The organism is Saccharothrix sp. S26, from assembly GCF_021390395.1.
Taxonomy (GTDB): Bacteria; Actinomycetota; Actinomycetes; order Mycobacteriales; family Pseudonocardiaceae; genus Actinosynnema.
Genome location: NZ_JAJUWT010000022.1, coordinates 68,711 through 83,828, shown reverse-complemented (window position 1 = coordinate 83,828; position 15,118 = coordinate 68,711). Strand labels below are relative to the sequence as shown.

10 protein-coding genes are annotated in these 15,118 nt (G+C 70.0%); 2 read left to right on the top strand and 8 right to left on the bottom strand.

The genetic code is table 11. The annotated features are described in order from the left end of the window. Nucleotides 1–138 precede the first annotated feature (138 nt). The gene (locus tag LZG04_RS30940; RefSeq protein WP_233823585.1) at nt 139–3,969 is read left to right on the top strand and encodes a discoidin domain-containing protein; all 3,831 of its coding nucleotides are present in this window, start codon (nt 139–141) and stop codon (nt 3,967–3,969) included. A gap of 976 nt (nt 3,970–4,945) precedes the next feature. Here LZG04_RS30940 and LZG04_RS30935 read toward each other — a convergent pair. The 8 genes from LZG04_RS30935 to LZG04_RS30900 form a co-directional block, all read right to left on the bottom strand. Further along, on the bottom strand, nt 4,946–5,884 hold the full coding sequence (locus LZG04_RS30935) for a polysaccharide lyase family 1 protein (RefSeq protein ID WP_233823583.1): 939 nt from the start codon (nt 5,882–5,884) through the stop codon (nt 4,946–4,948). 85 nt (nt 5,885–5,969) lie between these two features. Then, nucleotides 5,970–7,121: an enolase C-terminal domain-like protein gene (locus LZG04_RS30930; protein ID WP_233823581.1), complete on the bottom strand. Its 1,152-nt coding sequence runs from the start codon at nt 7,119–7,121 to the stop codon at nt 5,970–5,972. Continuing rightward, nucleotides 7,118–8,404: a sugar ABC transporter substrate-binding protein gene (locus tag LZG04_RS30925; RefSeq protein WP_233823579.1), complete on the bottom strand. Its 1,287-nt coding sequence runs from the start codon at nt 8,402–8,404 to the stop codon at nt 7,118–7,120. Before LZG04_RS30925 ends, LZG04_RS30930 begins: the two co-directional genes overlap by 4 nt. An 8-nt stretch (nt 8,405–8,412) precedes the next feature. After that, nucleotides 8,413–9,306, bottom strand: a complete 894-nt coding sequence (locus LZG04_RS30920) for a carbohydrate ABC transporter permease (protein WP_233823577.1) — start codon at nt 9,304–9,306, stop codon at nt 8,413–8,415. Next, nucleotides 9,303–10,178 (bottom strand): carbohydrate ABC transporter permease, encoded by an 876-nt coding sequence (locus tag LZG04_RS30915; RefSeq protein WP_233823575.1) that lies wholly within the window; start codon nt 10,176–10,178, stop codon nt 9,303–9,305. Before LZG04_RS30915 ends, LZG04_RS30920 begins: the two co-directional genes overlap by 4 nt. After that, nucleotides 10,175–12,166: a pectinesterase family protein gene (locus LZG04_RS30910; protein ID WP_233823573.1), complete on the bottom strand. Its 1,992-nt coding sequence runs from the start codon at nt 12,164–12,166 to the stop codon at nt 10,175–10,177. Before LZG04_RS30910 ends, LZG04_RS30915 begins: the two co-directional genes overlap by 4 nt. 459 nt (nt 12,167–12,625) lie before the next feature. Beyond that, nucleotides 12,626–13,570 (bottom strand): hypothetical protein, encoded by a 945-nt coding sequence (locus LZG04_RS30905; RefSeq protein ID WP_233823570.1) that lies wholly within the window; start codon nt 13,568–13,570, stop codon nt 12,626–12,628. A 195-nt stretch (nt 13,571–13,765) separates the two neighbouring features. Further along, nucleotides 13,766–14,476: an SDR family oxidoreductase gene (locus LZG04_RS30900; RefSeq protein WP_233823568.1), complete on the bottom strand. Its 711-nt coding sequence runs from the start codon at nt 14,474–14,476 to the stop codon at nt 13,766–13,768. Nucleotides 14,477–14,567: 91 nt separating this feature from the next. Between LZG04_RS30900 and LZG04_RS30895 the strand changes: the two genes are divergently transcribed. Next, complete coding sequence (locus tag LZG04_RS30895) at nt 14,568–15,116, top strand: TetR/AcrR family transcriptional regulator (RefSeq protein ID WP_233823566.1); 549 nt, start codon at nt 14,568–14,570, stop codon at nt 15,114–15,116. Nucleotides 15,117–15,118: the final 2 nt, after the last annotated feature.

Here is a 15,118-nt window from a genome sequence, read left to right as displayed (position 1 = left end):
GCCCAGTCGGACGGCTGACCGTTGACTTTCCCGACAGGGCTCTGCAACGCTGCGAACCGCTTACGCAAGAAATTGACAAGTACGCGGAACTTTCTGACAAGACCACGGAACTGCCCTAAGAGAAGGGCCTGCACGACGATGTCAACGACGACACGCGCCCGTTCGCGCCTTGCCGCCTCACTGCTCGCACTGTCCCTCACGGCGTTCACCCTGAGCCCCCCTGCCGCCCAGGCCGCGCCGACCGCCGGGGTGCTCGACCTCGGCAAGCCCACCCGCATCGACCAGGTCCGGCTGGCGTTGCCGGACGACGACACCACGTTCGCCGTCCAGACCAGCCTCGACGGCAAGGGGTACGCCACCCTGGTGCCCGCCGCGCCGCGCGAGGGCGACCGCCAGACGTTCGACTTCGACCCCACGCTGGTGCGCTACGTGCGCGTGGACGGCGCACGGGTGAACGACATCGACGTGCGCCAGGCCGCCGACGTCACCGCCGCGCTCGCCGCCACCTACACCGCGAGCAGCCACAACGACGTCTACCAGCCCGCCAACGCGGGTGACGGCAACCAGGCCACCTACTGGGAGAGCGCCAACAACGCGTTCCCGCAGTGGCTGCGGGCCGACCTCGGCGCGGCGGTCAAGGTCGACCGGGTCGTGCTCAAGCTGCCTACCGCGAACTGGGGCGCGCGCACGCAGACGTTGGCCGTGCAGCACAGCACCGACGGCCAGAACTTCGCCGACCTCGTCCCGTCGGCGCAGCACACCTTCTCCCCCACCGCGAACAACACGGTGACGATCCAGTTCACCGCGGCGACCACGCGGTACGTGCGGCTGCTGATCACCGGCAACACCGCCTGGCCCGCCGGCCAGATCTCGGAGTTCGAGGTGCACGGCCCCACCACCGGCGACACGGTGCCGCCGTCCGCGCCGACGAACCTGGCCTACACCTCACCGCAGTCCGGGCAGATCCGGCTGACCTGGTCGGCCTCCACCGACAACACCGGTGTCACCGGCTATGACGTCTACGCCAACGGCGCGCTGCGCACGAGCGTCGCGGGCACCGTGCTGACCTACACCGACTCCCAGCCCGACGGCGTCGCGGTCACCTACCACGTGATCGCCCGGGACGCGGCCGGCAACCAGTCGCCGCCCAGCGCCTCCGTCACCCGTCCCGGCTCGCCGGGCTCGGGCACGAACCTCGCCAAGGGCAGGCCGATCACGTCCTCCTCGCACGTGTTCACGTTCGTCGCCACCAACGCCAACGACGACGACGTCACGACGTACTGGGAAGGCGCGGCCTACCCGAACACGCTGACCACGCAGCTCGGCTCGAACGCCGACCTCAGCTCCGTCGTGCTCAAGCTCAACCCGGCGTCGGCGTGGGCCACCCGCACGCAGAACATCCAGGTGCTGGGCCGCGAGCAGAGCGCCACGGGCTTCACGTCCCTGGTGGCGGCACGCGACTACGTGTTCAACCCGGCCACCGGCAACACCGTCACCATCCCGTTGTCGGGCCGCGTCGCGGACGTGCAGCTGAGCATCACCGCCAACAGCGGCGCACCCGGCGGCCAGGTCGCCGAGTTCCAGGTGTTCGGCGTGGCCGCGCCCAACCCGGACCTGACCGTGACCGCCACGTCGTTCAGCCCGACCAGCCCGGTGGAGACCAGCCCGATCACGCTGTCGGCCACCGTCCGCAACGCGGGCACGGCCGCGTCCGGGGCGACCGACGTGACGTTCTTCCTCGGTGACGACGCCGTGGGCACGGCCCAGGTCGGCGCGCTGGCGGCCGGCGCGTCGGCGACCGTCACCGCGGACATCGGCCCGCGCGGCTCCGGCTCCTACGCCTACACCGCGAAGGTCGACGAGACGAAGAAGGTGGTGGAGCAGAACGAGGCCAACAACGCCCTCCTGCACCCCGGCGCCCTCGTCGTCACGCCCGTGCCCAGCTCGGACCTGGTCGGCGCGCTGAGCTGGTCGCCGAACAACCCGGCCAACGGGCAGAACACCACCTTCACCGTCGTGCTGCGCAACGAGGGCTCGATCGCCACGGCCGCCGGCGCGCACGGCGTCACGCTCACCCTCGTCAACGCCACCACGGGCGCGACCGTGCGCACGTTCACCGGCAGCCACACCGGCGTGATCCAGCCCGGCCAGTCGGCCTCGCCGATCACCCTGGGCACGTGGGCCGCCGCGAACGGCAAGTACACGCTCAAGACCGACGTCGCGGTGGACGCCAACGAGATCGCGGCCCGCCGGGCGAACAACGTCACGACCCAGTCGCTGTTCGTGGGCCGCGGCGCGAACGTGCCGTGGGAGCACGTCGAGGCGGAGGACGCCGTCACCGCGGGCGGCGCGCAGAAGATCGGCCCGAACCGCACCATCGGCGACCTGGCCGGTGAGGCGTCCGGTCGGCGCGCGGTGACGCTGAACAGCACCGGCGCGTCCGTCGAGTTCACCACCAACAGCACCACCAACACCCTCGTCACCCGCTTCTCCATCCCGGACTCCGCGGGCGGCGGCGGCATCAACGCCACGCTCAACGTGTACGTCAACGGGACGTTCCACAAGGCTCTCGACCTGACCTCGCGGCACATCTGGCTCTACGGCAACGAGGCCGCGCCGGGCAACTCCCCCGGCGCGGGCGGGCCGCGGCACATCTACGACGAGGCGAGCGTGATGCTCAACGGCACGTTCCCGCCCGGCACGAAGATCAAGCTGCAGAAGGACGCGGCCAACACCACCAACTACGCCATCGACTTCGTCGACTTCGAGCACGCCGTGGCGCAGGCCAACCCCGACCCGGCGCGGTACGTCACGCCGACCGGGTTCGGCCACCAGGACGTGCAGAACGCGCTCGACCGGTTCCGCATGGACACCAGCGGCACCCTGCTCGGCGTCTACCTGCCGGCGGGCACTTACACGACGGCGCAGAAGTTCCAGGTCTACGGCAAGCCGGTGCGGGTGATCGGCGCGGGGCCGTGGTTCACGAAGTTCGTCGTGCCGACCACGCAGGAGAACACCGACGCCGGTTTCCGGGCCGAGCAGTCGGTGAACGGTTCGACGTTCAGCGGGTTCGCGTTCTTCGGCAACTACACGTCCCGCATCGACGGGCCCGGCAAGGTGTTCGACTTCGCCAACGTCGCCAACATCACCATCGACAACATCTGGGCCGAGCACATGGTGTGCCTCTACTGGGGCGCGAACACCGACTTCATGACCATCAAGGACTCACGCATCCGGAACATGTTCGCCGACGGCATCAACATGACCAACGGCAGCACGGACAACCGGGTGGCCAACATCGAGGCGCGGTCGACCGGTGACGACAGCTTCGCGCTGTTCTCCGCGATCGACGCCGGTGGCGCGGACGAGAAGAACAACGTGTACGAGAACCTGTCGTCGCTCACCACCTGGCGCGCGGCGGGCCTGGCGGTGTACGGGGGTTTCCTCAACACGTTCCGCAACATCTACATCGCGGACACGTTGACCTATTCCGGTGTGACGATCAGCTCGTTGGACTTCGGTTATCCGATGAACGGCTTCGGCCCCGAGCCGACGACGTTCAGCGGGATAACCCTGGTGCGCACCGGTGGCCACTTCTGGAACGGGCAGACGTTCCCGGGGATCTGGATGTTCTCGGCCTCCAAACCGTTCCGCGGAATTCGGGTGAACGACGTGGACATCATCGACCCGACGTATGCCGGGATCATGTTCCAGACGAAGTACAACGGGACGACACCGGAGAACCCGATCCAGGACACCGTGCTGACGAACGTCTCGATCTCCGGGGCACGGCTGAGCGGCGACCAGTTCGAGCACAAGTCGGGGATCGGCGTGTGGGCCAACGAGCTGCCGGAGGCGGGCCAGGGCCCCGCGGTCGGCTCGGCGACCTTCAACAACCTCAAACTGAGCAACAACAACGAAAACATCCGCAACCGAACCTCGACGTTCACCATCACCATCAACCCCTGACCCAGCCTCTGGCCGATTCCAAAACCCGCCGCTGACGCGAAGCGCCGCCTCGTCCCCCGAGGCGGCGCTTCCACATCTCGCGCGTCCCCGTCACGTACCCGTCGCCGCCGGCAAGGGCTCGCGGTAGGGCAGTTCGGGCCTCGCAGGTCCGCTCAGGCCGCCCAGGGCTGGCCGGACGCTCGTGCCCGATCGGAGCCGCGCCCCGTCGGCCTGCCGCACCTCGCCACGCCACGCCACGTGCGACTGGTGCGACACGTCGGGTCGGTTCGGGTCGGCGCAGCGCCTCGGGTGGTCCGCGGTCCGGAAATCTGGGCGCAAGTGGGGCTGATCCGCGCTGGCCAGGCACACGTCCAGGCGCACGTCCAGGCACGCGCAGGCGCGCAGGCACCCGCAGGCACGTTCTGGCCACGCCCGCGAGCCACTGGGGGCAGGTCCGGCGCGCAGGATGCGGGCAGGGGGTGTGCGCCGGTGAGCCCGCGCTGCGTGCACGCGCCTGCGCCTGCACGCGCGCGCCAGCGGGCACGCGTGCCCGGCCTGCGGGCGGTCCGGTGCCAGCCTGCGGGCGGGCGGGTGCCAGCGGGTACGCGCATGCCAGCGAGCGTGCGCGCCAGCGCCAGCGCCAGCGGGCGTACGGGCTGGTGCCAGCGTGCGGGCGGGCGGGCGTGCGAGCTGGGCCGCGCGGGGCCTGCGTGTGCGGGGTGCCCGGTGCGGGATCGGTGGGCGGTGGTGGTTGGGGCGAGGTGGGGTGTGGGGTGGTCGTGGGTGGTCGGGGTCGGGGGTGACGCCGCCCGGGGGTGCCGCCTCCTTCTTTCCCGGCAACGTCAATGGTGCGCCGGAAGTTTCCGGCGGGGTTTCCATTCACGGATGATTCGCCCGTTGGAGTGATCAACGGGCTTGGAGGGGGCATGGGGACGGCCCCTGGCCGGGAGAGTTGCCAGGGGCCGCCGGTCGGGCAGGAAGGTCAGGTCAGGTCAGGTCAGCCGACCTTGCCCACGCCCGCGCCGTTCTGCACGATCGACTTCACGCTGCTCGCGCTGTCGAGCGTGTAGCCGTACGGGATCGACTTGACGCTGCCGCCCTGGTCGCCCGAACCCGAGTTGACGAAGTGGTTGTTGCGCGCCACCAGGTTGGCCGGGTCGGAGTCGCCCTCACCGCGGTGGAACGGGTCGCGGGTGTTCTCGAAGTAGTTGCCCTCCACGAGCACGCCCGCCTCCTGCGTGGAAGCGACACCGTACGACGTCACGCCGCCGTAGTAGTTGTTGAAGACGTGCACGGGGTTGCCGAACCGGACCCGCGGGTGGCGCTGGTTGGTGCCGTCGAACCAGTTGTTGTGGTAGGTCACCCGCAGCTTGCCGCGGTCCTCGCTGCCGTTGCTGTCGCTGTGCCCGAGCAGCATGGTCTTGTCATGGCTGCTGATCTTGTTCCACGACACGGTCACGCAGTCGGACGCGCGCTTGATGTCGATCGCGCCGTCGTAGCCGTTGCGCAGGCTGTTGTGGTCGATCCAGACCCTGGTGGAGTACTGGACGTTGATCGCGTCGTCCGCCCAGTTGGTGAAGTTCAGGTTCCGGATGATGACGTTCGACGCGTTCGAGACGTTCAGGCCGTGCCCGGTGATGGTGGCGCCGGAGCCGACGCCGATGATCGTCTTGTTCGACGCCACCTTCGTCATGCTCGACAGGGAGATGGTGCCGGACACGCGGATCACGGACGTGCTGGACGAACCGACCGCGGAGACGAACGCCGAGGTCGTGCTGACGGTGACCGGCGTGGCGCTGCCACCGCCCGTCGTGCCGCCGCACTGCGTGGCCCAACCCTGGAGGTTGTACGACGCGGCGTGCGCCGAGGGCGCCATGACCGCGGTCGCGGCCAACGCCGTGGCCGCGAGCAGTGCGCGGGAGATCTTGCGGGACATGCGGTTTCCTCCATACGACTGTGGATGAAAAGGGAACCGGCGGCGAGGTATTCCACGTGGCGGCGACCGAAGGGCTACACCGGACTCACCACCTCTCGACGGTGTGCTGGCGGATGTGCTCGACGTCGAACTCGTCACCCAGGCCGGGAGAGGAGGTCAGGGTGACGTGACCGTCGGCGTCGAGGGGGTCGGCGATCGCGAGCCGGTGCGGCGGCACGCGGTCGAAGTCGTGCAGCGGGTGCAGCAGGCCGCGCTCGTACCAGCGGCCGTTGTCGGTGCCGCCGAGCACGGCGAGGCTCGCCGAGCCGTCGCCGTGGATCTCGCAGTCCATGTTGAACGCCTCGGCCAGGTGCAGGGCCTTGACCGTCGGCGAGATGCCGCCGACGTCGGTGGGGCCCGCGCGCAGGATGTCGCACGCACCGGAGGTGATCCACTCGGCGCGGGTCAGGTGCTTGCCCCAGGCCACCTCCGGCCCGATCACCGGGATGGACAACTGCTCGGCCAGCCACCGGTAGGAGCTGATCGACGCCTCCTCCATCGGCTCTTCGAACCAGTAGAAGTCCAGCGCCTCCAACGCCCGGCCCAGCTCCAGCGCCTCGGTGCGCGAGTACCAGTGGTTGGCGTCGAGCATCAGCTCGACGTCGGGGCCGACGGCCTCGCGCACCGCCTCGCACGCCGCGATGTCGGCCCGCACGCTGGGCGCGCCGGGCACCGGCGGCATCCACGTGTGCAGCTTGATCGCCCGGTAACCGCGCTCGACCAGCTGCTTCGCGAACGCCGCGTAGTCGCCGGGCGTGCTCAGCCCGCCGGGGATCTCGTCGCCGCACATGGTGCTGGCGTAGGCGGGGACGCGTTCCCGCGCGCCCCCGAGCAGCTTCCACACCGGCTGCCCGACCTTCTTGCCCACCAGGTCCCACAACGCCGTGTCGACGTAACCCAGCGCGCGGTCGGTGAAGCGGCCGTGGGAGCCGCGCTGCTTGCGGGCCATCTTGCGCCACAGCCCTTCGCGGTCCCACGGGTCCGCGCCGATCAGCACGGGCTTCACGATCGAGTCGAGCACGGCGGGGCGCAGCTGGTCGGGGTGCACCTGGACGCGTCCGACGACGCCGTCGGAGTCGGTGATCTCCAGCAGCGCCTCGCGGACCTCGTGCTCGGCGCTCGGGTGCCGGTGCCCGTGCGGGTCCACCGCGGTCCACGCGGTGGTCGTGAACACCGACACCTCGACGCGCTCGATCACTTGCGGTCCTCCCATTCCTTCTGGGCCTCGGTGAGCTTGGTCGCCATGTCGTCCAGGAACTGCTGGGCGGACAGCTCGCCGAGGAGCACCTTCTGGTACTGGGGCTCGCTGTCGGTCTTGGTGATCGACGAGTACTGCGGCAGGTAGACCGGCGCGGGCACGAGCACGGTGGCCGGGTCCTCCAGCACGCCGAGCGCCATCTTGACGTGGGCGGCCTTGTCGATCCACGCCGCGCTGCGCACGTCGGTGTTGGCGGGGATCTGGCCGACCTTCTCGTTCCAGTAGCTGTTGGACTCGGCGGAGGTCAGGAACTCGGCGAACTTCCAGGCGGCGTCCTGGTGCTCGCTGTTCTTGAACACCGCGAAGCCGTCGGTCGGGTTGGGCACGACGGTCCGCTTGCCGCTGGGGCCGACGGGCAGCGGCATCGCGGCGACCTTGTCGCCCAGCGCCTTGGTGACGTCGCTGTAGGAGCCGAGGTTGTGGTGCATCATCGCGACCGAGCCGCCGGTGAACTGGGCGATCATCTGGGTGAAGCTGTTGTTGACGTCGGCCTCGGGGGTGGCCTTCTTGTAGAGGTCGGCCACCTTGTCGACCAGCTCGGCGTTGGCCGGGTCGTTGAGGGTGCTCTTGCCGTCCTTGAAGAAGTTGTCCACGCCGGAGTACGCGTACGCCTCGGTGATCAGCTGGAACACCGAGCCGGCGCCGCCGCGGATGGTGTAGCCGTACTTGTTCGCGGCGGTGTCGGTCAGCTTCGTGGCCGTGGTGATGAACTCGTCCCAGGTCTTCGGGACCTCCAGGCCCGCATCCTTGAACCAGTCGGTCCGGTACCAGATGATGTCCATGTTGGCCGACGACGGGACGATGTAGAGCTTGCCGTCCGGCGCGGTCTGGCGGACGGTCTCCACCAGCGAGGGCAGGAGCTTGTCCTTCAGCGGACCGCTGTTGATGCGGTCGTCGAGGGGCGCGAGCGCCTCCTGGCCGACCAGGTGCGCGAGGTAGGAGGTGGTCACGCCGCCGACGTCGGGGGTCTCGCCGCCCGCGATCGCGGTGTCGTACTTCTGCTGCACGGACGCGCTCGGGATGCCGACGTACTCGACCTTGATGGTCGGGTTCGCCGCCTCGAAGCGCGAGATCAGCTCCTTGTAGATCGGCTCACGCGCGGGGCCGCCGTTGTTGTCCCAGAACGTGATGGTGACGTTCCCGTCGCTCCCGCCGCCTCCCTCCGACGAGCAGGCGGACAGCGCCAGGGCGGCGGCGGCCACGGCGACCAGCAGTTTTCTCATGATGCTCCCTATCCCTTGACAGCCCCGGCGCTGAGCCCCTGCACCAGGAACCGCTGCACGACGGCGAAAACCAGGACCACCGGCACGGCCGCGACCACGCCGCCGGCGGCGAGTGCTCCGAAGTCGGTGTTGAACTCACCCAACGTGTAGCTCAGGCCGACCGGCAGCGTGAACTTGTCCTGCCGCGTGGCGAACATCAGCGCGAACAGGAACTGGTTCCAGGCGCCGATGAACGCGAACGACCCGACCGCCACCAGCGCGGGCTTGAGCTGCGGCAGCACGACCGCGAAGAACGCCCGCAAGCGCGAGCACCCGTCGACCATGGCGGCTTCTTCGAGCTCCACGGAGATGTTGCGGATGAACCCGCTCATCAGGATCAGCGACAGCGGCAGCTGGAACGCCACCTCGGCGATGATCAGGCCGGTGAGGCTGTTGAGCAGCCCGAGGCCCTTGAAGATCACGAACAGCGGGATCAGCATCATCGCGCCGGGGATGAACTGGCTGCACAGCATCGCCAGCAGGAACACCCGCTGGCCGCGGAACTTGAACCGCGCCAGGGCGTACCCGCCCATCACCGACAGGATGGTCACGAACACGAGCACACCCAGGCCCATGACCACGCTGTTGTAGAAGAAGACGCCGAACCCGATGTCGTTCCACACCGTGTCGAAGTGCTCGAACGAGATGGGCCACGGCACGAGCTGCGTCGACCCGCTCGGCCGCACCGCGAACACCAGCATCCAGTAGAACGGGATGAGCGTGAACAGCAAGTAGAGCACCAGCGGGATGTGGATCATCCACGGCTTGCCCGGTTCCTCGGCCACGGCGCGGCGGCGCCGCTTCGTCGGCTGCCGGGGCGGCGGCGGGGTGTCCACCGGGGGCCGGGTCAACGTCTCGGTCATGCTCGACTCCCGAACTTCGACAGCCTCAGGTAGGCGATCGAGAAGAACAGCAGGATCAGGAACCCGGCCACGGTGAGCGCCGAGCCGTACCCGAAGTTGTGCGAGTCGACGGCCTGCCTGGCGACGTACAGCGGCAGGGTCGTCGTCTGGTTCGCGGGGCCGCCGCCGGTCAGGGTGTAGATCAGGTCGACGTTGTTGAACTCCCACACCGCGCGCAGCAACGTCGACAGGATGATCGCGTCCTTGAGGTGGGGCAGGGTGACGCTGGTGAAGCGCCGCCACCGGCTCGCTCCGTCCACGGACGCCGCCTCGTAGAGGTCCTTGGGGATGCTCTGGAGGTCGGCGAGCAGGAGGATGGCGAAGAACGGCACGCCGCGCCACAGCTCGGTCACGACGAGGGCGTCGAACACCGTGTCGGGGTTGCCGAGCACCGAGGTGCCCGGTGAGCCGATGCCCCACTGGGAGAGCTGCTGGAAGATGCCGGTGGACGGGTTGAGCAGCAGGATCCAGATGCCGGTGGTGAGCACGCCGGACACCGCCCACGGCGAGAACACCAGCGCTCGCGCCATGCCGCGGCCGATGAACGTCTCGTTGACGATCAGGGCGAGGACCAGGCCGAGCAGCAGTTGCAGGCCGACCTCGATGAACACCCACTTGGCGCTGAACGCGAGGCTCTGCCAGAACAGCGGGTCGTCGAACAGCATCTGCTTGAAGTTGTCCAACCCCGCCCAGCCGTTCTTCCACGGCTGGGTGACGTTGTACCGCTGGAGGCTGTAGTAGACGACGCTCCCGATCGGGTAGACCAGGAAGACGGCCATCAGCACCAGCGTCGGTGCGATCAGGGCGTAGGGCGCCCACGTGCGCGTCCTCATGCGGGGTTCCAGTCGCCGAGGTACGCGCGGCGGGTGTGCTGGGCGGCCTGGTCCTGGGTGAGCTGCGGCCGGTCCGGGCCCGCGGTGGCGCCGGGGCCGGAGTTGCGGAACTCGGCGAAGCGGGCGTCGCGCCAGGAGAAGCCGGACATGTCGGTCCACGGCGCGGTCTTGACCGCGGCGGGCAGCTTGGTGTCGCGGATGACGACCGAGGCGATGGCGTCGGGGTCGCCGCCCGGGTGCCACGGCCGGCCGAGGTAGTAGGTGCCGGCAGGTGCGTCGCTGACGACGGTGGAGTTCATGATCAGGAAGCCGTGGGGGTTGTCGCGGCGCGTGCTGGCGGCCGTGATGTAGCCGCTGGGGTCGCCGCCCCGGTTGAGCGCGCGGATGGTGACCTGGTCGAACACGGCGGTCGCGCGGCCGAAGATGAAGTCCACGTCGCCGACGATCTCGCCGCCCCGGTAGTACTGGCGGGCCCGCGTGCCGACCGCACGCGTGTCGGCGTAGAGCGTGTCCTGGTGGCCGAGGAAGCGGACGCGGTCGTAGTACTGCCGGTCGCCGGTGGCCTTCACCGCGACGGCCTGCGTGGCGGTGATCTCCGGGTGCGCGGCCCGGTCGAACGAGTTGCTGAACGTCAGGTCGCGGGCGGTGAAGCCGTCGGCCTCGATCGTCGCGGTGGCCGAGCCGGTGGTGCCGTAGGTGGTGCCGTCGGGCTTCTTGGTGCCGCTGGCGTTGTCGTAGTCGATGACGACGTCGCGCGCGGTGCCGGTGGAGCCCTTGAGCGTCAGGTCGGGCTTGGTCGCGGGCACCCGGATCACCTCGCGGTACACGCCCTTGCCGATGGTGATGGTGGTGCCGGGCGGTGCGGCGTCGATGGCCGCCTGCACGGTGTCGAAGTCCGTGCCCTTGGCCACGTGGTAGCGCTCGCGCTGCTGAGCGCCCGCCTTGAGGTTCTTCACCCGGGTGGTCGGCTCCAGGCCGCGGGTGAACTGGGGCGTCCAGCCCGCATCGCCGGCGAGCTGCGCGGTCGGGTGGGCCGCGTTGAACGCGTCGAGCGCGTCCACCGGCTTGCCGTCGACCAGCGTGCCGACCTCGGTGATGGCCGTGCCGCCCCAGTTGTAGATGAGGTTCTCGACCGCGCCGCCGTTGCCGAGCTTGACGTAGTTGTTCTCCACGTACAGCTTCGACTGCACGCCGACGCCCCAGGCGTAGACGAACGTCGGTCCGGGCTCGTAGAGGTTGTTGTAGACGTGCACCTGGCCGAACCGGACGCGCGGCAGGCGCTCCTCGACGTTGCGGAACACGTTGTGGTGCACCGAGACCCGCAGCTTGCCGGGGTCGGTGGTCGAGGTGTTCGACGAGCCGATGAGCATCGTCTTGCCGTGGTCTTGGAACAGGTTGTACGAGGCGGTGACCAGGTCGGTGCCGCTGGTCATGTCGAGCGAGCCGTCGTGCTGCTGGAAGGGGCGGCCGAAGTAGCTCGGCGCGGCGCTGTCCGGGAACGGCTGGTCGGTGAACGTGTTGTGGTCGACCCACACGTTCGTGGCGCGCTGGAGGGACACCGCGTCGTAGGCGGAGTTCCAGTTGCCGGTGGCGCCGTCGGTCGGGTCCCACTGCGGGAAGCAGTCGCGGGTGTCGCGGAACGTGAGGTTGCGGATGATCACGTTGCTCGCGCCGTGGATGCGGACGTTGCCGCCGGTGATGCCCGCGCCCCGGCCGTCGCCGACGATCGTGGTGTCGGAGCCGACGTTGAACGCGATGGCTTCGGCCTGGCGGCGGGCGGAGGCCGCGCGGGCGTCCTCCAGCGGCCCGCTCGGCTCGGTGTCACGCCCCCAAACGGCGGGGTCGTATGCGGCCAGATAGCCCGCGAGCGTGTAGCCGTCCGTGGCATAGGTTGCGCAATCAGCCCTGACGTCGATCACGCCCCGCACCTTGATCAGGCGCGGTGCGGGCGCCGCCAGGGCGGCCCGCAGCTCCGCCGCCGTGCGCACGACGTGTTCGGTGGTCGCGGCCGACCCACCGGTCGTCCCGCTGCCGCTCGAAGCCCAGCCATCACCGGGTTGGAGAACCTGTCTCCCCAGGTCATCGCTTGCGTGCGCGGGTGCCGCCGCGATCACGCCGAGGGCGCAGGAGAGCACGAGCGCAGTACTGAGTATCCGCATGACGAGGGGCCTTCCCCGGCGAATTTGTTCATAAATGTGAACACGTTCCAGAAGTGCGAACAGAGTATTGCGAAAGTGTCCGCCACACGTCAACGACGTAACTTCGTTCGATCGATGTTCGACCACCTGGTTCGACGAATCATCGAATTCGAGTCGAATTCGATCGCGCGGCCCAGCCCGGATGGGCGGCGCGGGACGCGACAGCGCCCCCGGACCCAGGGCGGGTCGGGGGCGCTGTGGAGGGCGGAACCGGTGCCGAGCAACGCCTTCGCCGGCACCGGGCGGGGATCAGACCGGCGGCGCGAAGGCGGCGATCCGGCCGGACAGCGTGCGCGCGTGCGCGTTGTCGGGGTAGCGGTCGGCCAGTCGGCCCAGCGAGCGGAGCCGGTCGCCGACGCGCGCCGAGCGCACCGCGCCCGCCACCGCCAACGCCCGGTCGCCCACCTCCTCCGCCTGGTCGAAGTCACCGTCCAGCAGGTGGTTCGCGGCCAGCGCCACGAGGCTGAACGCCCGGCTGCGGGTCATGCCCGGCGAGTACCCGGCCACGGCCGCGTTGAGCGAGTCGATGGCGCTCGCCGTGCGGGTCGGGTCGACGGTCCGCGCCACCTCGGTCAGCACCACGCCGGTCAACCCGCGCAGGTCCGGCTCGTCGAAGAACCGCGCCCACCCCGGGACCGGGCCCCACGCGCGGGCGAACTCGTCGTGCGCCAGGTTCAGCAGCCGGGTCGACTCGCGCCCGTCGCCCAACCCCGCGCACGCCCACGCCTGGTTGGCGTGCAGGATCGCGGTGGCCCGCCGCGAACCCGCCCGGCGCGCCGCGACCAAGCCGAGCCCGAACGCCTCCAAGGCCGCGCGCCGATCGCCGCCGTGCAGCCGCATCCGTCCGACGCGGTAGTGGATGTTGGCCTCCAGGTCGTGGTGACCGACCGCGCACGCCAGGTCCAGCGCGCGGCCCCAGTGCCACGACGCGGCCGCCTCCCGTCCGGTGTCGAAGCACGTCCACCCGGCCAGGTTGTGCAGGTCGGCCAGGGCGACGAGCAACCGTTTGCGCACCGGGGTCGTGGCCTGTGCGTCCAGGAGCGCGGTGTGCCGCGCCGCGCAGGCGACGACCGCGTCACGGCACGCGCCGCCGCCTTCGCGGTAGTCCACCCCGCGCAGGCGTTCGGTCTCGGCTTCCAGGCGCTCCACGTCGTCGACGCCGATGCGTGCCGGGACGTGCTGGGGTTCTGCCATCGCCGCACCTCGCAATTCCACTAGAGCGGTGGAGGGATCAACAGGCATGTGGCTGCGGGATACCCAGCGTGGCATCGGCGCGACCCCGGTGGGATCCGCCGTCAGGGGCGTGCGGATCGGGATGGCATTCCACGGCAACGGGAACGGACCCGGCCCGGCCGGTCCACAGTGGACTGTTCCACCGTGGTGGGCGTGCTACCGCGGCACGCCGGCCAGAGCCGGGTACTGCGCCGTGACGTCCTGCGCCAGCGCCGCTTTCACGTGCCGCGTGAGGTCGTCGGCGAGCACCTCGAAAGCGTCGGACTCGATGCCGTCCAGCGCCAGCTCGGCGACGTGGCGGGGATCGCTCTTGGGCGCGGTGACGTCGGCGGCCATGTCGGTGTCGACGTAGCCGACGTGCAGCCCGGTCACCCGGATGCCGCGCGGGAGCAGGTCCAGTCGCAGGGAGTTGGTCTGCGACCACAGGGCGGCCTTCGACGCGCTGTAGGAGCCGCTGAGCGCCACCCAGGACAGGACCGAGGCGACGTTGAGCAGGTGGCCGCCGCCGTTGCGCTCGATGACCGGCACGAACGCGCGGGCCACGTGGAGCGGGCCGTAGAAGTTGGTCTCGAACTCGCGGCGCACGTCCTCCACCGGCGAGTCCAGGAAGGACGCCCGCACCAGCGCGCCCGCGTTGTTGACCACGATGGTCACGTCGTCGGCGCGGGCCGCGGCGGCGGCGACCGAGGCGGGGTCGGTGACCTCCAGCGCGAGCGGGACGGCGTCGGGGTGCGTCACGGCGCGCGGGTCGCGGGCGGTCGCGTAGACCTTCGCCGCTCCCCGCGCGTACAGGGCCTCGACCAGGGCCTTGCCGATGCCCCGGCTCCCTCCGGTGACCAGTGCGACCGCACCGTTGATCGTCGTCATGCCGAACCTCCGCGTAGTGGAAACCGATCGGTTTTCACCGACCGTAGACCGATCGGTTTCCTCGGCGCAAGCCCGGAGGTAACCTGCACGGGTGACCACGCCGAGGGACCGCCTGCTGGACGCGGCGGGCGAGCTGTTCTACCGGGAGGGCGTCGGCGTGGGCGTCGACGCGCTGTGCAAGGCGGCCGGCGTCTCCAAGCGCTCGATGTACCTGCTGTTCGAGAGCAAGGACGAGCTGATCGCGGCCAGCCTCGACCGGCGGGCCCCGGGCCACGACGCCGTGCTGCTCCCCCCGGACGGCGGCACGCCGCGCGAACGGGTCCTGCACGTGTTCCGCGCGCAGGACGACCTGACCCGCCAACCGACCTACCGCGGCTGCCCCATGGTCGCCACGGCGACCGAGCTCAAGGACGCCACCCACCCGGCCAACGCGGTGGCCCGCCGCCACAAGCAGGCCCTGACCGACTTCTTCGCCGCCGAGGCGCGGGCGGCGGGCGTCGCGGACCCCGACACGCTGGCCGCCCAGCTCACCATGGTGTTCGACGGCGCGGGCGCACGGGCCGTGCTGCGGGCCGAGCCGCTGGACGGCCTGGGCGTCGCCACCGCGACGGCGCTGCTCGACGCGGCCGGCCTCACCTGAAC

What these genes read in the sequence shown, in the direction of transcription:
- LZG04_RS30920 (WP_233823577.1), bottom strand. Translation starts at nt 9,306, where the DNA reads ATGACCGAGACGTTGACCCGGCCCCCGGTGGACACCCCGCCGCCGCCC.
- LZG04_RS30905 (WP_233823570.1), bottom strand. Translation starts at nt 13,570, where the DNA reads ATGGCAGAACCCCAGCACGTCCCGGCACGCATCGGCGTCGACGACGTG.
- LZG04_RS30925 (WP_233823579.1), bottom strand. Translation starts at nt 8,404, where the DNA reads ATGAGAAAACTGCTGGTCGCCGTGGCCGCCGCCGCCCTGGCGCTGTCC.
- LZG04_RS30935 (WP_233823583.1), bottom strand. Translation starts at nt 5,884, where the DNA reads ATGTCCCGCAAGATCTCCCGCGCACTGCTCGCGGCCACGGCGTTGGCC.
- LZG04_RS30915 (WP_233823575.1), bottom strand. Translation starts at nt 10,178, where the DNA reads ATGAGGACGCGCACGTGGGCGCCCTACGCCCTGATCGCACCGACGCTG.
- LZG04_RS30900 (WP_233823568.1), bottom strand. Translation starts at nt 14,476, where the DNA reads ATGACGACGATCAACGGTGCGGTCGCACTGGTCACCGGAGGGAGCCGG.
- LZG04_RS30940 (WP_233823585.1), top strand. Translation starts at nt 139, where the DNA reads ATGTCAACGACGACACGCGCCCGTTCGCGCCTTGCCGCCTCACTGCTC.